Below are 20,410 nucleotides of genomic sequence, written 5' to 3' on the forward strand. Positions count from 1 at the left end.
GTCCGCCGCGACGGGTAGCCTGCGCCGGTGTCCACGACCCCCGAGCCCCCTGTTCCCTCCCGTCCGACGCTCGCCGACGGCCTGCGGTTCGCCTTCGGCACCCTGACCGTGCTGCCGGTGACCGTGCGCCGCTGGGACCGTGAGGCGGCGCGCGCCGGGATGCTGTGCGCGCCCGTCGCCGGGCTGGTCGTCGGCCTGAGCGCGGCCCTGCTCGGCGGCCTGCTGCTGTTCCTGGGGGCCGGACCGCTGCTCGCCGCCGTGGCCTGCGTCGCCGTGCCGGCCGCCCTCACCCGGGGCCTGCACCTGGACGGACTCGCCGACACCGCCGACGGCCTCGGCAGCGGCAGGCCCGCCGAGGACGCCCTGCGGATCATGAAGCAGTCGGACATCGGGCCCTTCGGTGTCGTCACCCTCGTCCTCGTCCTGCTGGCCCAGGTCGCCGCGCTCGCCGAGGCGTACGGCGAGTCCTGGGCGCTGGGCGCCCTCGCGACGGTGGTCGGCGCGACCGCCGCCCGACTGGCCCTGACCCTGGCCGCGCGGGCCGGGGTGCCCGCCGCCCGGCCGGAGGGGCTGGGGGCGGCGGTGGCCGGGGTGGTGCCGGTGCGCGGCGCGCTGCTGGTGGCCGCCCTGACCGGGTGCGTGGCGGCGGGCACGGGCGCGTTGCTCGGGCCGTACGACATCGGACGTACGGTCCTCGCGGTCGTCGTCGCCGGTGCGGCCGCCGAGGTGCTCCTGCGGACTTGCGTCCGGCGGTTCGGGGGCGTCACCGGTGATGTGTTCGGCGGTCTCGCCGAGACGGCGGCGACGGCGGCGCTGGTGGTCCTCACCCTCGGCTGAGCCCGCCCCGCCCCCTCCCCCGGGCCGCCTGTCCTCTCCCCCGGGTCAGCAGGCCTCCCGCCACACCCCCAGCTCCCACTTCTTCAACAGCGAGCTCAGCTCCAGACGGCGGGCCTCGGGGCAGAAGTCGCCCGTCTCCATCTCGTACTCGACGTGGAAGACGGCCTTGCCCGCCTCGATGAACGGGGTGAGGTCCTCGCACTCGTCGAACTGGGCGCACTGTTCGTTGACCGCGAAGTCGAAGTCGTCGACGAGTTCGGGTATCTGGTCGAGGTCGTTCTTCAAGCCGACCGCGAGGCCCCGTTCGTGGGCGAGGCGGGCGACGAGGCGGTTGTAGCGGAGCTGGTCGGCGGCCGTGAGGGGGAAGCCGGTGTCGTTGCGGTAGCCGTCCATGTTGTCGGGCTCGACCGCGTCGAAGCCCTTCTCCGCGCACATGTCGATACGGGCGGCCATCAGCGGTTCGAGGACGTCGGTGGCGCGGATGTCGAGCCAGCGTTCGCCCTTCCAGCCGTTGCCCTTGCCTATCACCGCCTTCGGGAAGTCGTCGGCGTCCGGGCGCCAGTCCTCCCAGGCCCCGGTGGAGAGGTAGCAGATGACCTTGCGGCCGTCGTCGTGCAGCTCGGCGACGGTGTCGGCCGACTGGTCGAAGCCGTCGATGTCGTACACGGGGACGTCGACGGAGGTGTCCAGGCGCCCGCTGAGCTGCCACTGCCACTCGGTGCCCGGCTCGGGTCGCCAGCGGGCGCTCTCGCCCGTCGCGCGTCCGGTGCCCGGCCGGTCGTCGGAGGCGCTCGTGCACCCCGCCACCAGCAGGAGGAGGGGCAGCAGGGCGCTGCGGGCGAGGACACTGCTCATCGTGGGGGCTCCAAGGCGTGCGGCAACGTACCCCAGGGATGATCTCCCACCCCGGGCACCGCGCAGTGCACGGAGGCGCCCCGAGCGCGGGCGACACCCGCGACGTCGGTGCCCGGCGGCACCCCGTGCACCAGATGGCACACCCGCGCCCCGAGCCCCCCGCTGCCGCCGGGCCAGGGCTCGGACGGCAGGTCCCGGTACGTCTCCCAGCTGCCCTCGAAGGTGACGACGAGGTCGGCGATCCGGGCGTACGCGGGGTGCGGCGGGGTGCCGGGGTTGAGGGCGAGGGTGTCGGCACCGGCGCCCCAGACGGCCGCGGCGAGCCGTCGGTAGTGGTCGAACTCGCCCGGTTCGGAGGCCACTTGGTCGAGGAACGCCCCGTCGGTGCCGTACCAGGCGTGGTAGCGGATCAGCTCCCGTACGACATCGGTGACGGGTCGGCGGCCGTAGTCGGTGGCGGCGTACCCCAGGAGCCGTACGCCGGCCGCCCGAAGCCGGCCCGCGACCCGGATGAACGCCGGGTCGGGGGTGTCGCCCGGGCCGTTCGCCGGGTTGAGGACGACGCCGTAGAGGCGGGGCGCGGCGTCGACGACGGCGTGCCATTCGGCGGGGCGGTCGCAGGGGTGCTCGTAGTAGGGAACCAAGAGGGAGGGGAGCGAGGGGTGGGAGGCGCGGCCGGTCGCCGGGCGCGCCGCTGCGTGTGCGGTCATCGGTGCGCCGTCGCCCTCCCCAACAGGCCGCAGACCAGGCCCGCCTGGAGCGCGGCGGCGATGCCGTGCACCAGCAGGCCGATCCCGTGCGGGTCGCCCGGGTGGGTCGCCAGGGCGAGGGTCTGGGCGGCGGCCGCGGCGCAGCAGACGGCGGCGGCGCCCGGGACCGCGCCGAAGGACTGCAGCAGCAGGCCGGTCCAGAGCACCGCGCCCAGCAGGAGCAGGCCGGCGAGATGGACGCCGTCGAGGTCCGGGGCCGCGGGCCACAGCGCTGCGGTGGCGTGGGCCAGGACCAGCAGGGTGGCGAGGTAGCCCGCCAGGCACTGGACCACGGTCACGGCGGTGGCCCGCCAGAAGGCGCCCGGTGTGCTGGTGGAGCGCAGTCCGGCGAGGCCCTCGCTGCGGAAGCGGTACAGCAGCCATTCGGCGGGGCCCATGCTGAGGGTGAGGGCCACGGCAGCGGGTGCGGCGGCCGTGCCGCCCCCGTGGGCGACGACCTCCCCGAGCGTCGCATGGAGCACCAGCACTCCGGTGCCGAGGCCGAAGACGGCGTACGGGAGGGAGGCGGAGAGCCGGGGCGCCGCGAGGCCCTGCCCGGGGGCCCCGCCGGGCGTGCCGAGGAGGGCGGCGGGTCGGCGCCGACGGTCTGCGGCGCCGCGCTCGCGCAGGGCGGGTGCCACCTCGTGGAGGGCGAGGAGCACGACCGTCACCAGGGAGGCGGTCAGCAGGGTGAGTCCGGCCCAGTCGGGCACCGGCCGGACCAGGGCGACCAGCGCCCCCGCGGTCATGGGCAACAGGCAGTGCAGCAGGGCCCGTTCGCGGCCCAGGACCAGCAGGACGGTCGCGGCGCCCAGGTAGCAGGCCTCGCCGGCGGCGAAGGCCACCGCGCCCGGGTCGCCGTCGGCCGCCAGGCAGGCGACCGCCGTGCAGAGCAGGGCGCCCGCCGGGGCCCCGCGGGCCAGGGAGCGGCGGCAGGCGGCGCGGTCGCCCAGGGTCAGCCAGGAGTAGGCCCGGTGGGCGAGTCCCTGGTTCCACATCCAGCCGCACAGGGCGCCGGCCAGCAGCGGGACCGTGCCGGCGGGCAGACCGGAGCCGTCGCGGGGGCCGGCGAGGAGGGGCGCGCCGAGGACGTAGGCGAGACCGGGGAGGGCGAAGACGACGCCCCGCAGGAGGCAGCCGAGCAGGCCGATCCGCCAGGGGTCGTGCGCGGGTCCGGCCGGTTCGGGGTGGGCGCGCTCGACGCGTTCGAACAGCTCCTCGGCGAGGGCGAAGGAGTTGCGGCAGCCGTAGCGTGCGCGGGTCCGGGCGTCCGAGATGCCGTCGGACTCCAGCAGGGCGGCGATCTCGTCCGGGTGGACGGCGGCGGCGATGAACTCCCGGTGCCGCTCGGCCAGTCGGTCGATGGGATCGGGCTCGGCCCGGCGCGGGCGGCGCGGCCGGGGGACGGCGGGGAGCGGGGCGGGCCGTGCGCCCGGGGGCGGCGGGGTCGGGCGGCCGCTCATCGGTCGGTTCCGTCCGTCGTGCCGGTCCGGTACCAGGGGTCGCGCAGTTCGGCGGTCCAGTCGGCGACCGTGGCGGGCGCGGGCGCGTACACGATGTCGTCCCGGCCCGCGAGTTCCTGATAGATCATGCGGAAGGCGTCCACGGACCGGCGCAGGGTGAACCGGTCGATCACCCGCCGCCGCGCCGACTCACCGAGGCCGCGTCGGCGTTCGTCGTCGCGGAGCAGGGCGAGCGCGGCGTCGGCCATGGTCTCCGGCTCGCGGGGCGGTACGACGATCCCGGTGTCGCCGACCGCCTCGCGGACCCCTCCGACATCGGTCGACACGGTCGTACGGCCGCAGGACATGGCCTCGATGAGGGAGTACGGAAAGCCCTCCGAGATCGAGGACAGCATGACGACGTGTCCGGCGGCGTAGGCCCGCCACACCTCGCTGATGCGGCCCTCGAAGGTGAGCCCGTCGGTGACGCCCAGTTCGGCGGCGAGTTTCTCCAGCTCGGTGCGGTACTCCTCGCCGCCGGGCGGCACGGGCCCGAACAGCCGCAGTCTGGTCCCGGGGAGTTCGGCGCGGACCAGGGCGTACGCGTGCAGCAGCGTCTCCAGGTCCTTGATGGGGTCGACGCGTCCGCACCAGGTGAGGGTGGGCACCTCGGGTTCGGGACCGGCGTGCGGGAAGGCGGCCGGGTCGACGCCGTTGTAGACCGTGCGGATCCGGTCGGTGTCGGCGCCGCCGCGCTCCTCCCAGCGGCGGTTGTACCGGTTGCAGGGGGTGATGAGGTCGGCGGCGCGGTAGCCGGCCCTGGTCAGCTCGCGGTGGAAGCCGAGCATGAAGGCCTTCACGGGCCAGCGCTGATCGGCGGCGTGCTGGCCCAGGTAGCGCTCGCGCAGGTAGATGCCGTGCTCGGTGAGGAGGAACGGTACGCCGTCCAGCGCGCGGGCGGCGAGCGCGGGCAGGGTGGCGAGGCCGCCGCTGACGGCGTGGGCCACACAGTCCTCGGGGATCCGGGCGCCGAGCGGCCGCAGGGAGTGTTCCAGCAGGTCGGTCGCGGTGAGCGCGTCGTGGACCGTGGGGTGCGCGGCGGCCGTCGGGAGGTGGGGCATCGTCCAGATCCACATCAGCGAGCGGAGCGCGGACTCGGTGCGCAGGGCCGCCGACAGGCGTCCCTCGCGGGCGAGTCGGGCCAGCTCGTGGAGGGCCTCCTCGAAGCCCCGGGGCGCGTCGGGGTCGAGGACGGAGAGCAGCAGCCGCTCGTAGGAGTCGGTGAAGCGGCGGCGGGCCGCGCCGTACGGGGCGCGGGCGCGGCCGGGGCGCGGGCCCCAGGTCGGTACGGAGGTGTGCCGGTACACGTTCGGCGGCAGGTCCCAGGTCACGGGTTCGCGGCCGGTTCCGGTGAGCGACACGAGGTGGAACTCGACGTCGGGCATGCCTCTGACGAGCTGGTCGCACCAGGTGCTGACCCCGCCGTGGGCATGCGGATAGGTGCCTTCGGTGAGCATGGTGACATGACTGCCGGTACGCATGGCTGCGCTGCTCCCCCTGCTTGTTCGGATGATGTGCGGGGAACTGCTGCCCGGACCGCGACCGCGGGTCGCCATGGGCTGGTCGCGCAGTTCCCCGCGCCCCTTCGGGGCGCTCTACGGCAGCTTCAGTTTCAGAGCTGACTGCAGTGTCGCGGGCGTCGTCCAGGCCGAGCGGGCGCCCGCGTACGGGGTCCCGAACGTCGTGGTCCCCAGCGGTAGTTGCTGCACGGTCCCCTTCGGGGCGGTCACCGGGATCTCCGTCCCCTTGGGCGCCGTCACCGTCACCGTCGTGCCGGTCCGGTACGCCGTGACCGTGCCGTTCGCGACCGCGGTCTGCCAGGCGGCCCGGCGCCTCAGCTCGGTGCCGACCGCGCTGTGCCGGGGGTTCTCCAGCGGGGTGTCGGCGGCGAAGAGCGCCCGGTAGTCGGCGAGCACCCGGTCCAGGACCGGGTAGAGCAGCCGCTCCTCGGCCAGGTTGGACTGGTGGGCGTAGTGCGGTCGCGGATCGTTGCCGACGGCGTGCAGCAGGGCCGTGCGGACCTCCTGCGGGACGATGTGCGACGTGTACCCGGTGGCCGGGTCCAGCGGGGCGGCCAGGCAGGTGGAGGTGGCCTCGTTCTCGCAGACGCCACTGCCGCCGTCGGCCGCCGAGGTGTAGACCCAGTTGTACTCGTCGACCATCTCCGCGGCCGTGCCGACGTTGTAGTAGACGTTCATCGGGTGGCGCGGCACGGTCAGCGCGGCGCCGACCGGGCGCTGGGCCGGTTCGCGGGAGTTGTCGGAGGCGATCCACGTGACACCGTTGTCGGCGAGGGCGCCCGCGAGGTTCGGGTTGTCGTCCGGCTGTTGCGGCAGTGTCCGCAGACCCGAGTGTTCACCGGTCACCAGTTCGTCGCGCCGCACGGGCAGTCCGCGCGCGACGGCCCAGGCGTGGTTGTCGCGGATCTGCGCGGCGATGCCGGCGCGGCTCAGGTAGCGGGTGGTGCCGTCCGCGTTCTTCGCGCAGCTCCACGGGACGGTCGAGGTGTCCTGGAGGCAGCCGAGGTACTGGTGGGTGTAGGTGTGGTTGATCCAGCGGTAAGCGGCTCTGTCTGCGATCAGCCGGTCGGCGAGGGCGTCCGTGCCGCCGTTCGCCGCCTTCCACTCCTCGCCGCTGCCGCCGTTGTAGACCATGTCGAGGGTGAAGCCGCTGGACCGCTGCCACTGCTCGGCGTACTCCGCGTCGGCGGCCGTCATCCGGATGGGCTCGGCCTGCGCGCCCTCCCCGTCGCCGCAGTTGAAGCTGCCGGGCGTGCAGTTGTTCTCGGTGTCCCAGCGGCTGTCGGGTGCGAAGACGTCGTCGATGTGGACGCCGAAGTAGTTCCGGCTCCGGCCGAGGTGCACGCCGTCCGTCAGCCACTCGACGATGCCCCGGGCCAGTACCCGGAACTGCCGCTGGTGCTGGTTGTAGGCGAACGTGACCACCAGCTCGCGGCGCCCGTCGTGGGCGTACTCGCCGACCAGGCTGCCCCGGCCGCTGCCGCCGGGCACCGGGAGGTCGACATAGCTGGTGTAGCCGGTGCGGGGCCGGGCGACGAAGCCGTAACTCTCCTGCGTGGAGGGGGAGTTGTCCTCGAAGGTGAACCGCCCGTCGAGATAGCCGAAGCGGCCGGCCCGTCCGGCGTCGGTCACCGTGGCCTCGCGGCCGTCGAGGGAGCCGGCCCAGCCGCCCTCGCTGGTGTGATCGAGGCCGACCCCGGGGTGGGCCCAGGTGTAGGCGTCGACCTGCGGGATGCCGTACGTCCGCTCGTAGGTCTCCAGGGCGGTCTGCTCGGCCGAACCCGGGCCGAACGGGGCCTCGTCGGGCAGGACCACGCCCTGGTAGCGGGCGCGCGGGGTGCCGCCTGCGGTGTCGCTCAGGAAGGCCGCGTCGATGGTCGGGCGGTTCGCGTCGTTCAGGTTCACGCGGGTGTACGGGACGCCGGTGCTCCTCAGTTCGGCGGTGATGGCCTGGACGGGGCTGTCGCCGTTGTCCACCACCAGCACCCGCAGGTCGACACGCGGTGCGGCGGCGGCCGACGCTCCCGGTATGCCGAGGCCCGCCACCAGCAGGCTCGTCGTCGCCACGAAGGCTCCGGCACCTCTCCATCCGGCCACGCTGTGCGCCATGTTCGCCCTTTCCCCGAGAGGTTCCCCCGGGGCCGGACTGAACGGCCGCACCGAGGGGAAGCTGTGGAAACGATGCAGACCGATGAGATGAGTTGATCACTCGCCGGCGGGACGAGTCTCACCCAGGTCAGGCCACATGAGGGCACGAAAATGACCATGAAGCCACATAGGGGTGAACGCCCGCAGGGATGATCGAAATCGCTCTCCGACGCTACGCGCGAAGACCGTCGGCACCACGCGCGAGGACCATGGACGCGCGCCCCGCGCTGTCGCGATAAGGGATCCCCCTATCCCTCAGCCATGGGGATCTCCCTGCACGTCCGGGAGGCAAAGTCGGGGAGGCTGGTCGCAGCGGACGCCAAAGGGACGGCCCGGCGCAACCGGCCGACGCTCCAGGTCCGATGGGCCGAACAAGGGCCTAGGCTCGTTCCCGGCACGTCGACCCATCCGTTCGGCCACCGAAACTCAATCGGAAGCGAGATTTCACCACCGTGACTGCTCTCACTCTCAGCACCGCCGCCGCGTCGGGCCTCCGGGTCGACGCGCTCGTGGTCGGTGTCGCGAAGGGCCCTGCATCCCGGTCCGGGGACCTGGTCGTAGCGCCGGGTGCCGAGGCCGTGGACCAGGCGTACGACGGCAAGCTGGCCGGCCTCCTGGAGACCCTCGGCGCCGCGGGCGCCGAGGGCGAGGTGACCAAGCTGCCCGCGCCGTCCGGCTTCAAGGCGCCGCTCGTGGTGGCGGTGGGCCTGGGCGCGGTGCCCGAGAAGGACGGCTCGTTCGACGCGGAGACGCTGCGCCGCGCGGCCGGTGCCGCGGCCCGCGCCCTGACCGGCACGAAGAAGGCGGCGTTCGCGCTGCCCGTGGCCGACGCCGCCGCCGTGGCCGCCGTCGCGGAGGGTGCGCTGCTCGGCGCGTACTCCTTCGACGCATACAAGGAGCAGGGCAAGGACGCGAAGGCGAAGAACGGCAAGGCGCCGCTCGCCGATGTCGTCCTGCTCGGCGCGAAGCCCCGCGACAAGGCCCACAAGGCGGCCGTCGAGCGCGCGGTCGCGGTGACCGAGGAGCTGAACCGCGCCCGCGACCTCATCAACACCCCGCCGAACGACCTCGACCCCGAGGCCTTCGCCGCCGTCGCGCAGACCGCGGCCAAGGAGCACGGCATCAAGGTGACCGTCCTCGACGAGAAGGCGCTCGCCAAGGGCGGCTACGGCGGCATCCTCGGCGTCGGCGCGGGCTCGGCTGCCACGCCCCGGCTGGTGCAGCTGTCGTACACCAGCTCCAAGGCGAAGAAGCACCTGGCGTTCGTGGGCAAGGGCATCACCTACGACTCGGGCGGCATCTCCCTCAAGCCCGCCGGGCACAACGAGACGATGAAGTGCGACATGAGCGGTGCCGCCGCCGTGTTCGCCGCGGTCGTCGCCGCCGCCCGGCTGAGGCTGGAGGTCAACGTCACGGGCTGGCTCGCCCTCGCCGAGAACATGCCGTCCGGCTCCGCCACCCGCCCGGGTGATGTGCTGCGCATGTACAGCGGCAAGACGGTGGAGGTGCTGAACACCGACGCCGAGGGCCGCCTGGTCCTGGCCGACGCGCTCGCCAAGGCGTCCGAGGACAAGCCGGACGCGATCGTCGACGTGGCGACGCTGACCGGGGCGATGATGCTGGCGCTGGGCAACCGGACCTTCGGGATCATGGCCAACGACGACGCGTTCCGCTCCGCGGTGCACGAGGCCGCCGAGGAGTCCGGCGAGCCGGCGTGGCCGATGCCGCTGCCGGACCACCTGCGCAAGGGCATGGACTCGCCGACCGCCGACATCGCGAACATGGGCGAGCGGTACGGCGGCGGCCTGGTCGCCGGGCTGTTCCTGAAGGAGTTCGTGGGCGAGGGCATCACCTGGGCGCACCTGGACATCGCGGGGCCGGCGTTCAACGAGGGCGGCCCGTTCGGGTACACGCCGAAGGGCGGGACCGGGACCGCCGTGCGGACGCTGGTGCGGCTGGCGGAGCGGGCTGCCTCCGGCGACCTGGGGTGACATTCGCCGAAGAGCTCGACACCTGAGGGACGCGGGCGACTGCGGGCCGGCCGTGGCCGGTCGCGCAGTTCCCCGCGCCCCTGACGGGGCGCGGCCCCTCGGCCCCCCGTCACATCTGAGCGTGTGGTGTCTCACACCCCGGCCCGGCGTCTCGTTCGCCCGCGACAAGTGCGAAGATGGGGCTCGGCAGGACAGGGCCCCCACCACAGGGCCGAAGAAGAGCGGCCGGACACCAGCCGCCGCGCGGGTCTCGGACGACCGGCGTACGGCGCACATGCATGGAGGACGTGACGTGGCGAACGACGCCAGCACCGTTTTCGACCTAGTGATCCTCGGCGGTGGTAGCGGTGGTTACGCCGCGGCCCTGCGCGGGGCTCAGCTGGGCCTGGACGTCGCCCTGATCGAGAAGGACAAGGTCGGCGGCACCTGCCTGCACCGGGGATGCATTCCCACGAAGGCCCTGCTCCACGCGGGCGAGATCGCCGACCAGGCCCGCGAGAGCGAGCAGTTCGGTGTGAAGGCCACCTTCGAGGGCATCGACATCGCCGGGGTGCACAAGTACAAGGACGGCGTGATCTCCGGCCTCTACAAGGGTCTGCAGGGTCTCGTCGCCTCCCGCAAGGTCACCTACATCGAGGGTGAGGGCCGTCTGTCCTCCCCGACCTCCGTCGACGTGAACGGCCGGCGCGTCCAGGGCCGTCACGTCCTGCTGGCGACCGGCTCCATGCCGAAGTCGCTGCCGGGCCTGGAGATCGACGGCAACCGCATCATCTCCTCGGACCACGCCCTCGTCCTGGACCGCGTGCCCAAGTCCGCGATCATCCTGGGCGGCGGCGTCATCGGCGTCGAGTTCGCCTCCGCGTGGAAGTCCTTCGGCTCCGAGGTCACCGTCATCGAGGGCCTGAAGCACCTCGTCCCCGTCGAGGACGAGAACAGCTCGAAGCTTCTTGAGCGCGCCTTCCGCAAGCGCGGCATCAAGTTCAACCTGGGCACCTTCTTCTCGAAGGCCGAGTACACCCAGGACGGTGTCAAGGTCACCCTCGCCGACGGCAAGGAGTTCGAGGCCGAGGTCCTGCTCGTCGCCGTCGGCCGTGGCCCGGTCTCCGCCGGTCTCGGCTACGAGGAGCAGGGCGTCGCCATGGACCGCGGCTACGTCCTGGTCGACGAGTACATGCGCACGAACGTCCCGACCATCTCCGCCGTCGGTGACCTGGTCCCGACGCTCCAGCTCGCGCACGTCGGCTTCGCCGAGGGCATCCTGGTGGCGGAGCGTCTGGCCGGCCTGAAGACCGTTCCGATCGACTACGACGGTGTCCCGCGGGTGACGTACTGCCACCCCGAGGTCGCCTCCGTGGGCATCACCGAGGCCAAGGCCAAGGAGATCTACGGCGCGGACAAGGTCGTCGCTCTGAAGTACAACCTCGCGGGCAACGGCAAGAGCAAGATCCTGAACACCTCGGGCGAGATCAAGCTCGTCCAGGTCAAGGACGGTGCCGTGGTCGGCGTCCACATGGTCGGCGACCGCATGGGCGAGCAGGTGGGCGAGGCCCAGCTGATCTACAACTGGGAAGCCCTCCCCGCCGAGGTCGCCCAGCTGATCCACGCCCACCCGACGCAGAACGAGGCGCTCGGCGAGGCCCACCTGGCCCTCGCGGGCAAGCCGCTGCACTCGCACGACTGACCCCCTCGGTCGACGAAGCGACGATCCAGACTTCCGCAATCGTTAAGGAGCAACAGAAACCATGGCGGTTTCCGTAACCCTTCCGGCGCTCGGCGAGAGCGTCACCGAGGGCACTGTCACCCGCTGGCTGAAGGCCGAGGGTGAGCGCGTAGAGGCCGACGAGCCGCTGCTCGAGGTCTCGACCGACAAGGTCGACACCGAGATCCCCTCCCCCGCCGCAGGCATCCTGGCGTCCATCAAGGTCGCCGAGGACGAGACCGTCGAGGTCGGCGCCGAGCTGGCGCTGATCGACGACGGCACGGGCGCGCCCGCCGCCGCCCCCGCCCCGGCCGCCGAGGAGGCTCCGGCGCCGGCCCCCGAGCCCGCCGCCGCCCAGCCCTCCACCGAGCAGGAGGCCCCCGCTCCGGCCCCGACCGCCGAGGCGGCCGCCGGCGGCGGCTCCGCCGAGGGCACCGACGTGGTCCTCCCGGCGCTCGGCGAGTCCGTCACCGAGGGCACCGTCACCCGCTGGCTGAAGGAGGTCGGCGACTCCGTCGAGGCCGACGAGCCGCTGCTCGAGGTCTCCACGGACAAGGTCGACACCGAGATCCCGGCGCCCACCTCGGGTGTGCTGCTGGAGATCACGGTCGCCGAGGACGAGACCGCCGAGGTCGGCGCCAAGCTGGCCGTCATCGGCGCCCCCGGTGCCGCTCCGGCTGCTGCCCCGGCCGCTCCGGCCCCGGCGCCCGCCGCCGCTGCCCCGGCCCCGGCCGCCCCGGCGCCCGCCCCCGCCGCTCCCGCCCCGGCTCCGGCCCCCGCTCCGGCCGCTCCGGCACCGGCGCCCGCCGCCGCTGCTCCGGCCGCTCCGGCTCCTGCTCCGGCCGCCCCGGCACCGGCTCCGGCCGCCCCGGCCGCGCCTGCGTCCGCCGCCACCCAGGCCACCGACGAGGGCGCCTACGTCACCCCGCTGGTGCGCAAGCTCGCCGCCGAGAACGGTGTCGACCTGGGCTCCGTCAAGGGCACCGGCGTGGGCGGTCGTATCCGCAAGCAGGACGTCATCGCCGCCGCCGAGGCCGCGAAGGCCGCCGCCGCTGCCCCGGCTCCGGCCGCCGCCGCGCCGCAGGCCGCCGCGAAGAAGGCGCCGTCGCTGGAGGCCTCCCCCCTCCGTGGCCAGACCGTCAAGATGCCGCGCATCCGCAAGGTCATCGGCGACAACATGGTCAAGGCGCTGCACGAGCAGGCGCAGCTCTCGTCGGTCGTCGAGGTCGACGTCACGCGTCTGATGAAGCTGCGCGCCCGCGCGAAGGACTCGTTCGCGGCGCGCGAGGGGGTCAAGCTCTCCCCGATGCCGTTCTTCGTCAAGGCCGCCGCCCAGGCGCTGAAGGCGCACGCGCCCATCAACGCCAAGATCAACGAGGCCGAGGGCACGATCACCTACTTCGACACCGAGAACATCGGTATCGCGGTGGACTCCGAGAAGGGCCTGATGACCCCGGTCATCAAGCACGCCGGTGACCTCAACATCGCCGGTATCGCCAAGGCCACGGCGGAGCTGGCCGGCAAGGTCCGCGCCAACAAGATCACGCCCGACGAGCTGTCCGGCGCGACCTTCACGATCTCCAACACGGGTTCGCGCGGCGCGCTCTTCGACACGATCATCGTGCCGCCGGGCCAGGTCGCGATCCTCGGCATCGGCGCCACGGTCAAGCGCCCGGCCGTCCTGGAGACGGAGGAGGGCACGGTCATCGCCGTCCGCGACATGACCTACCTGACCCTCTCCTACGACCACCGTCTGGTCGACGGCGCCGACGCGGCCCGTTACCTGACGGCCGTCAAGGCGATCCTGGAGGCGGGCGAGTTCGAGGTCGAGCTCGGTCTGTAGCCCCCTGGGTGCACGCATGACGACGGTGCCCCGTCCGGAGTTCTCCGGGCGGGGCACCGCTGTGTTCACGCCGCGCGCCGGATGAGGCCCTTGAGCCTGGCCGGTACGGGTCTTTACAAACCGCTCCTCGGTGGGAGCGTGTAAGTCTCGTCTCACCTGCGCGAAAGCACCCCCGTGCGCCTCTCCCTCGAACGGCCGCGGCTCTATTGTCTAGAGGTCAACGCCCTTGGGGCTCTGTCCCCCGCCGAAGGAGCCCGCATGACCACCGCGCCCGTCGTCCACTCGCTGCGCGAACAGATCCGCGAGCACATCGTGGAGGGGATCGTGAGCGGACGGTGGAAGCCGGGCGAGCGGATCGTGGAGCGGCGGATCGCGACGGAGCTGGAGGTCAGCCAGACTCCCGTGCGGGAGGCACTGCGCGAGCTGGAGTCGCTGCGGTTGATCGAGTCCGCGCCGAACAAGGGCGTACGGGTGCGGAACCTGACGGCGGCCGACCTGGAGGAGAGCTACCCGGTACGGGCGGGCCTGGAGGCGATCGCGGCGGAGCTGGCGGCGGAGCGGCTGGCGGAGGACTGCTCGGCGCTGGAGCCGCACGTGGCCGCGCTGTACGAGGCCGACCGGAACGCCGACGGTACGTCCCAGGTGCGGCACACGGTGGCGTTCCACCGGGAGTTGGTGCGGGCGGCGGGCAACTCGGTGCTGCTGCACACGTGGGAGGGGCTCGGGATCGAGGTCTTCACGGCGCTGTCGATCCGGTGGCTGGGGACGGTCCAGCAGTCGTACGCCGAGGAGCACGAGGAGTTGGTGGCCGCGTTCCGTCGCCGCGATCCGCGGATCGCGGACCTGGTCAAGGCCCACGTCCTGGGCTGCGCCCCGCACACGGACGACGAGCCTTCGGCGTAGCGGTGGGGTGCGCTTTCGGCTGCGGGTGAGTGAGGGCTGGTCGCGCAGTTCCCCGCGCCCCTCGGAAGCATGGGTGAGCCCGGGTGACCAAGGGGCGCGGGGAACTGCGCGAGAAGCCCCAGGCACCCGCACCCGCCAACGCGCCGCAACCCACCCACCCCCTGAGCGAACCCCCGCTCAAACGCCGCCTCACCTGCACAAACCCGGGATCGCCAAGGCACCCGGTGTCGTCGCCGAAGGCACCCCGTGCCGACTTTCTCGTGATCAAGATATTTTGCCCGCAACCCTTTGATCGATCATCGATCAGCGGGTTACAGTCGCCGACGGGCTTCCACCGAAGCCCCAGCCCTGTCCTGCCAAAGACCAAGGGCACCCCCGAACCCTTACCGATGAGGGAACCCCCTTCGACTGAGGAAGGCGGCGCAATGACCGACTCCAACGCCATCCAGCCGAGCGCGCTCGACCAGCTCCCCGACCGCGACCCGGAGGAGACCGCCGAATGGCAGGCCTCGCTGGACGCCGTCGCCAAGGCGGCCGGGCCGCACCGCGCGGCCTACCTGATGCGCCGCACCCTGGAGCGTGCGGAGGGCAACGGCATCGCGCTGCCCAAGCTGCTCGAGACGGACTACGTCAACACCATCCCCACCGCCGCCGAGCCGGGCATCCCCGGTGACGAGGCGATGGAGCGCCGTATCACCGCGTGGAACCGCTGGAACGCGGCCGCGATGGTCACCCGTGGCTCCAAATACGGCGTCGGCGGCCACATCGCCACCTTCGCCTCCGCCGCCTGGCTCTACGAGACGGGCTTCAACCACTTCTTCAAGGGCAAGGAGGCCGACGGCTCGGGCGACCAGCTCTACATCCAGGGCCACGCCTCCCCCGGTATCTACGCCCGCGCCTTCCTCGACGGCCGGCTGAACGAGTCCCACCTGGACAACTTCCGCCGCGAGTCGGGCGGCGAGGGCCTCCCGTCGTACCCGCACCCGCGCCGGCTGCCCTGGCTGTGGGAGTTCCCGACGGTGAGCATGGGCCTCGGCCCCCTCTCCGCCATCTACCAGGCGCGCTTCAACCGCTATCTCACCAGCCGCGGTGTCAAGGACGTCTCGAACTCCCACGTCTGGGCGTTCCTCGGCGACGGCGAGATGGACGAGCCCGAGTCCACGGCGGCACTTGCCCTGGCCTCCCGTGAGGGTCTGGACAACCTCACCTTCGTCATCAACTGCAACCTGCAGCGCCTCGACGGCCCGGTCCGCGCGAACTTCAAGATCGTGCAGGAGCTGGAGGCCCAGTTCCGGGGCGCCGGCTGGAACGTCGTCAAGACGCTCTGGGGCTCGGCCTGGGACGAGCTGTTCCAGCTGGATACCACCGGCGCGCTCGTACGCCGTCTGCGCGAGGTGCCCGACGCCCAGGTGCAGACGTACCAGACCCGTGACGCCGCCTACATCCGCCAGGACTTCTTCGGCAAGGACCCGGCGCTCGTCGAGATGGCGAAGCTGCTGAGCGACGACAAGATCCTGGAGTGCTTCCACCTCTCGCGCGGTGGTCACGAGGCACGCAAGGTGTACGCCGCCTACAAGGCCGCCGTCGAGTTCAAGGGCGCGCCGACCGTCATCCTGGCCCAGACCGTCAAGGGCTTCACCCTCGGCGAGGGCTTCGCGTCGAAGAACGCCAACCACCAGATGAAGAAGCTGTCGACGGACGAGTTCAAGCAGATGCGTGATCTGCTCGAACTCCCCATCAAGGACAGCGACTTCGTCGATGGGGTCGTGCCCTACGGCCACCCGGGCGCCGACTCCCCCGAGGTCCGCTACCTCCAGGAGCGCCGCGCCGCGCTCGGCGGTCCCGCCCCGGCCCGCCGTACGCACGCGCTGGCCCCGCTGCCGGCCGCCGCCGACAAGACCTTCGCCGCCTTCGACAAGGGCTCCGGCTCGCAGAACGTGGCGACGACCATGGCCTTCGTCCGGCTCGTCAAGGATCTGGTCCGCGACAAGCAGACCGGCCGCCGCTGGGTGCCCATCGTCCCCGACGAGGCCCGCACCTTCGGTATGGAGTCGCTCTTCCCGTCGCTCGGGATCTACTCGCCCAAGGGCCAGACGTACGAGCCGGTCGACCGTGACCAGCTGATGTACTACAAGGAGGCCAAGGACGGACAGATCCTCAACGAGGGGATCACCGAGGCCGGTTCGATGGCCGACTTCATCGCCGCCTCGACGTCGTACGCGACGCACGGCGAGGCGATGATCCCGTTCTACATCTTCTACTCGATGTTCGGCTGGCAGCGCACGGCCGACCAGATGTGGCAGCTCGGCGACCAGCTCGGCCGTGGCTTCCTCGTCGGCGCGACGGCCGGCCGCACCACTCTGACGGGCGAGGGCCTGCAGCACGCCGACGGCCACTCCCCGGTGATCGCGGCGACCAACCCGGCGGCGCTGACGTACGACCCGGCGTTCGCCTACGAGGTCGCGACGATCGTCAAGGACGGTCTGCGGCGGATGTACGGCGAGGCCGCCCCGGGCGAGGACCCGAACGTCTTCTACTACCTGACCGTCTACAACGAGCCGCTGCCGCAGCCCGCGAAGCCGGCCGTGGCGGGCGTGGACGAGGGCATCGTCAAGGGCCTGTACCGCTTCAACACGGCCGAGTCGGCGGGGCTCTCCCCGGTGGCGAACGCGCCGCGCCTGCAGCTGCTCGGCTCCGGCACGGCGATCCACTGGGCCCTGGAGGCACAGAAGCTGCTCGCGGAGGAGTGGGGGGTGGCGGCCGACGTCTGGTCCGCGACCTCCTGGAGCGAGCTGCGGCGGGACGCGCTGGAGGCCGACGCCGCGCTGCTGCGCGGGGAGGAGCGGGTGCCGTTCCTGCGGCAGGCGCTGCAGGGGGCCGAGGGGCCGGTGCTGGCCGTCTCGGACTACATGCGGCAGGTCCCGGACCAGATCGCGCAGTGGGTGGAGCAGGACTACTCGTCGCTCGGGGCGGACGGCTTCGGTCTGTCCGACACGCGTGAGGCGGCGCGGCGGCACTTCGGGGTCGACGCGCAGTCGATCGTGGTGGCCGCGCTGGCTCAGCTCGCGCGTCGGGGCGACGTCAAGGCGACGGCCGTCAAGGAGGCCCGGGAGCGGTACGGGCTGTAGGGGCTGTAGGGGCGCCTGATGGCTCGGGGGCGCGGGTTTCGTCGGCGGGTGCGGGTCCGTGGGGGCTGGTCGCGCAGTTCCCCGCGCCCCTGAAGGGGCCTTCGGCCCTTCGATGAAAAGCCATGGGGCGCAGCCTCTGCTTTTCAGGGGCGCGGGGAACTGCGCGAGAAGCCCCACCGGACCCGCACCCGAAGAACGCACCCGACAACGCACCCCCTTTTGTAATCCCGGCCCGGCATCATGGCCCCATGCGTGCTGCCCGGCTGATCAAGATGGTGTTGCTGCTTCAGTCCCGGCCCTCCATGACCGCCGCCGAACTCGCGCGGGAGCTGGAGGTGTCGGAGCGGACCGTGACGAGGGACGCCCAGGCGCTGTCGGAGGCGGGCGTGCCGGTCTACGCGGACCGGGGCCGGGCCGGGGGGTACCGGCTGATCGGCGGGTACCGGACGCGGCTGACGGGACTCGCCCGCACCGAGGCCGAGGCGTTGTTCCTCAGCGGTGTGCCGGGCGCGCTGCGGGAGATGGGGTTGGAGGACGCGGCCTCCGCCGCCCGGCTGAAGGTCTCGGCCGCCCTCCTCCCCTCCCTTCGCGACGCCTCCCGTACGGCCTCCCAGCGGTTCCACCTCGACGCGCCGAGCTGGTTCAAGGAGCCGAAGACGCCCGAGCTGCTGCCCACCGTGGCGGACGCGGTCTGGGACGACCGTCGGATCGTCGCGCGGTACCGCAAGGGATCCACCGAGGTCGAGCGCGCCCTGGAGCCGTACGGTCTCGTGCTCAAGGCCGGCGTCTGGTACCTGTGCGCCAGGGTCCCCGACGCGGGCGCCCCCTCCGGCCCCGGCGCCCGGCCGGGCCCAGGGGTCTTCCGTACCTACCGCATCGACCGCTTCACCGGCGTCGACACCGGTGACGACCGCTTCACCCGTGACGAGGAGTTCGATCTGCCGGCCTACTGGGACGAGCAGGCGGAACGATTCGCCCGGTCGATCCTGCGCGCCGAGGTCGTCGTACGGCTGTCGGCGGAGGGGGTGCGGAGGCTGCCGCACGTCGTGGATCCCGTGTCGGCCCGGGACGCGTTGAGTGGCGTGGCCGACGCCCCCGACGAGCACGGCCGGGTGACCCTCGCCCTCCGTGTGGAGTCGGAGGAGGTGGCGCACACCCAGCTCACCGCGCTGGGAGCGGAGGTCGAGGTGCTGGCTCCCGAAGGGCTGCGGGAGCGATTCACCGAGGACGCGCGCCGGCTCGCCGAGCTGTACGGGGCGCCGTGAGGCAAGAATGGGTCGTTCTCCACGTGCGTCCCACCCTCCCAGGCACGATGCTGGACCAGTGATGGACGAGACGGAGTTCTGGGAGTTGGTGGACACGGCCCGGGAGGACGCCGAGGGCGATCCCGAGGACCAGGCCGACCTGCTCGTGGAACGGCTCGGCCGGCTGGACCCGGAGGCGGTGCTGGACTTCTCCCGGCACTTCGAGTCCCGCTACAACCGCGCCTACACCTGGGACCTTTGGGGCGCCGCCACAGTGCTGCTGGGCGGTGCCAGCGACGACGCGTTCGACTTCTTCCGGTGCTGGTTGATCGGCCAGGGCCGGGAGGTCTTCGAGGGGGCGGTGCACGACCCGGACGCGCTCGCCGATCTGCTGGACGACTTCGACGAGGAGATCGACGGGGACGGCGAGGAGCTGGGGTACGCCGCGGACGAGGCGTACGAACAGCTCACCGGTGTGGTCGCCCCGGACCTCGGTATCCCGCCCGCGCCCGGTGAACCCGAGGGCACCCCGCTCGACTTCGAGGAGGATTCCGCACTCGCCGAACGCCTCCCGAAGCTCTGGGAGCGTTTCCGGGCGTAGGGCCGCGGCACCCGGGCGCGGCGGGTTCAGGCGCGCAGGCCGCGGTTCGTCGGGCGCGGCAGGTAGGCCTGCTGCTCGGTGGTGTACGGCCCGCCGTGGTGGCGTCGTTCCTTGCCCGGGGCCGGGTGCGCGGGGGCGGAGGCGCCGTGCAGGGTCGCCGAGTTGGCGCGCTCCAGCGCGGACGCGGTGACGGCGGACGGGCCGAGCACGACGACGGCGGTCGCGCAGACCACCGTCCACGGGCTCCGCAGGGCCGAGGACCAGGACTTCCTCGGCGCGCGGGACGTGTGCTCCGTACGACTGCTGATCATTTCCCCACCTCCGGTCGACGTGACACGACGAAGGTAGGGCGCGGATCTTGGAGACCCCTGTCAGCCGGCGGCGCGCTGTCTGTGAACGGGTGAGCGGTCGTACGGGCTAGGCCCTGTCGTCACATTCCCGTCGTCGCCCGCGGGGCAGACGGGAAGTTGACGACAGGGCCTAGGAGCGGCCCTGGAGGCGGGCCGCCTGTTCGCGGATCGCGGGCAGGCGCTCGGCGAGGGCCGCGCCCGGACAGCTGGTCATGAAGCCGTCGCTGTGGCCCGCGAGGGTGGGCAGCAGGACGGTGGTCCCGGCGGCGTAGCGGCTGAGGCTGTTGCTGGAGGTGAGCCGGACGCTGCCCCGGGGGTCGCTGTCGGAGAGGCCCAGTTTCCAGGCGGCGAGCGCGGCGATCGCGTCGGTCATGGCCTGCGGGACGGGCACCCCGGCGGTGAAGGTGCCGAGGGCGGCGATCCCGGTGGTGCGGTGGTTGAAGCCCTGGGTGTGGGCGCCGGTGACGGCCCGGTCGACGCCGCCCGCGCGGCCCTCGTAGATGGTGCCGCAGCGGTCGACGAGGAAGTTGTAGCCGATGTCGTCCCAGTGCCTGGCACCGGTCTGGCCGGTGTAGAGGCCACGGATGATGCGGGGCGCGTCGGCGCAGTCGTAGCCGTTCGGGGAGTCCGTGTGGTGGATGAAGACGGCGGCGACCTCGTCGTCGTAGCGAGCGGGCGGCTGGGTGGGCGCGTCCTTCTCCAGCCAGCGGGACCTGGGCACGATGGGGGGCCGGGGCGCCTGGTGCGGCAGCGCGGGCCGGGTGGTGGCGGACCCGTCGGCCCGCTCGTCCGTACGGTCCGCGCCGATCGCGAACAGCACCAGGGCCAGCACGGCCGCGAGCCCCGTCAGGAGGGCCAGCAGGAGGACCGGCCGGGGCAGGTCCACGCGCTCCCTGGCCAGGCGCATACGCTCCCGCATCCGGCGCATACGCTCCCGGGCCGGGCGCCCGCGGCCCGGGGCCCGGCGCGCCCGCTGCCGGGCCCGCTCCGGGGCGCGCGGGGTCCGTGTGCGGCGGCGCCACACGCGCGGCAGCCGCCGT

Annotated in this window: 15 protein-coding genes; 8 read left to right on the forward strand and 7 right to left on the reverse strand. The window is 72.7% G+C overall.

Annotated features, from left to right (window positions below):
- Positions 1-27: 27 nt before the first annotated feature.
- Positions 28-837 carry an adenosylcobinamide-GDP ribazoletransferase gene (locus GWK25_RS31350; protein WP_215454793.1) on the forward strand — a complete coding sequence of 270 codons (810 nt, stop codon included), beginning with the start codon at positions 28-30 and terminating at the stop codon, positions 835-837.
- Between the two features lie 45 nt (positions 838-882).
- Here GWK25_RS31350 and GWK25_RS31355 read toward each other — a convergent pair whose 3' ends face one another.
- From GWK25_RS31355 to GWK25_RS31375, 5 genes are all read right to left on the reverse strand, one after another.
- A complete protein-coding gene (locus tag GWK25_RS31355; protein WP_215454795.1) occupies positions 883-1,692 on the reverse strand; it encodes an endo alpha-1,4 polygalactosaminidase in 810 nt (269 codons plus the stop codon).
- A complete protein-coding gene (locus GWK25_RS31360) occupies positions 1,689-2,402 on the reverse strand; it encodes a spherulation-specific family 4 protein (protein ID WP_215454797.1) in 714 nt (237 codons plus the stop codon). Before GWK25_RS31360 ends, GWK25_RS31355 begins: the two co-directional genes overlap by 4 nt.
- Positions 2,399-3,904 carry a hypothetical protein gene (locus GWK25_RS31365; RefSeq protein WP_215454799.1) on the reverse strand — a complete coding sequence of 502 codons (1,506 nt, stop codon included), beginning with the start codon at positions 3,902-3,904 and terminating at the stop codon, positions 2,399-2,401. The genes GWK25_RS31360 and GWK25_RS31365 overlap by 4 nt, the downstream gene beginning before the upstream one ends.
- On the reverse strand, positions 3,901-5,424 hold the full coding sequence (gene pelF / locus GWK25_RS31370) for a GT4 family glycosyltransferase PelF (protein WP_215454801.1): 1,524 nt from the start codon (positions 5,422-5,424) through the stop codon (positions 3,901-3,903). Before pelF ends, GWK25_RS31365 begins: the two co-directional genes overlap by 4 nt.
- A 114-nt stretch (positions 5,425-5,538) precedes the next feature.
- On the reverse strand, positions 5,539-7,572 hold the full coding sequence (locus tag GWK25_RS31375; RefSeq protein ID WP_215454804.1) for a hypothetical protein: 2,034 nt from the start codon (positions 7,570-7,572) through the stop codon (positions 5,539-5,541).
- Between the two features lie 491 nt (positions 7,573-8,063).
- Here GWK25_RS31375 and GWK25_RS31380 point away from each other — a divergent pair, with 491 nt between their 5' ends.
- The 7 genes from GWK25_RS31380 to GWK25_RS31410 all read left to right on the forward strand — a co-directional run bounded on the left by GWK25_RS31380 (position 8,064) and on the right by GWK25_RS31410 (position 19,020).
- Positions 8,064-9,602 carry a leucyl aminopeptidase gene (locus GWK25_RS31380; RefSeq protein ID WP_215454806.1) on the forward strand — a complete coding sequence of 513 codons (1,539 nt, stop codon included), beginning with the start codon at positions 8,064-8,066 and terminating at the stop codon, positions 9,600-9,602.
- 292 nt (positions 9,603-9,894) lie between these two features.
- Entirely contained in the window at positions 9,895-11,283 is a 1,389-nt protein-coding gene (gene lpdA, locus GWK25_RS31385; protein WP_215454807.1) for a dihydrolipoyl dehydrogenase, read from the forward strand.
- A gap of 61 nt (positions 11,284-11,344) precedes the next feature.
- Positions 11,345-13,144: a 2-oxoglutarate dehydrogenase, E2 component, dihydrolipoamide succinyltransferase gene (sucB, locus tag GWK25_RS31390; RefSeq protein ID WP_215454809.1), complete on the forward strand. Its 1,800-nt coding sequence runs from the start codon at positions 11,345-11,347 to the stop codon at positions 13,142-13,144.
- Between the two features lie 258 nt (positions 13,145-13,402).
- Positions 13,403-14,047, forward strand: a complete 645-nt coding sequence (locus tag GWK25_RS31395) for a GntR family transcriptional regulator (protein WP_215454810.1) — start codon at positions 13,403-13,405, stop codon at positions 14,045-14,047.
- Positions 14,048-14,472: 425 nt separating this feature from the next.
- Complete coding sequence (gene aceE, locus GWK25_RS31400; protein ID WP_215454812.1) at positions 14,473-17,175, forward strand: pyruvate dehydrogenase (acetyl-transferring), homodimeric type; 2,703 nt, start codon at positions 14,473-14,475, stop codon at positions 17,173-17,175.
- Positions 17,176-17,423: 248 nt separating this feature from the next.
- Positions 17,424-18,440, forward strand: a complete 1,017-nt coding sequence (locus GWK25_RS31405; RefSeq protein WP_215454814.1) for a YafY family protein — start codon at positions 17,424-17,426, stop codon at positions 18,438-18,440.
- A 61-nt stretch (positions 18,441-18,501) separates the two neighbouring features.
- Positions 18,502-19,020: a DUF4240 domain-containing protein gene (locus tag GWK25_RS31410; protein WP_215454817.1), complete on the forward strand. Its 519-nt coding sequence runs from the start codon at positions 18,502-18,504 to the stop codon at positions 19,018-19,020.
- Positions 19,021-19,046: 26 nt separating this feature from the next.
- Here GWK25_RS31410 and GWK25_RS31415 read toward each other — a convergent pair whose 3' ends face one another.
- Both GWK25_RS31415 and GWK25_RS31420 read right to left on the reverse strand, forming a co-directional pair.
- Positions 19,047-19,331 (reverse strand): hypothetical protein, encoded by a 285-nt coding sequence (locus GWK25_RS31415; RefSeq protein WP_215454819.1) that lies wholly within the window; start codon positions 19,329-19,331, stop codon positions 19,047-19,049.
- 169 nt (positions 19,332-19,500) lie between these two features.
- Positions 19,501-20,289 (reverse strand): peptidoglycan recognition protein, encoded by a 789-nt coding sequence (locus tag GWK25_RS31420; RefSeq protein WP_251829114.1) that lies wholly within the window; start codon positions 20,287-20,289, stop codon positions 19,501-19,503.
- Positions 20,290-20,410: the final 121 nt, after the last annotated feature.

This window comes from Streptomyces sp. ATCC 21386 (assembly GCF_018728545.1).
In the GTDB taxonomy this organism is placed as follows: domain Bacteria; phylum Actinomycetota; class Actinomycetes; order Streptomycetales; family Streptomycetaceae; genus Streptomyces.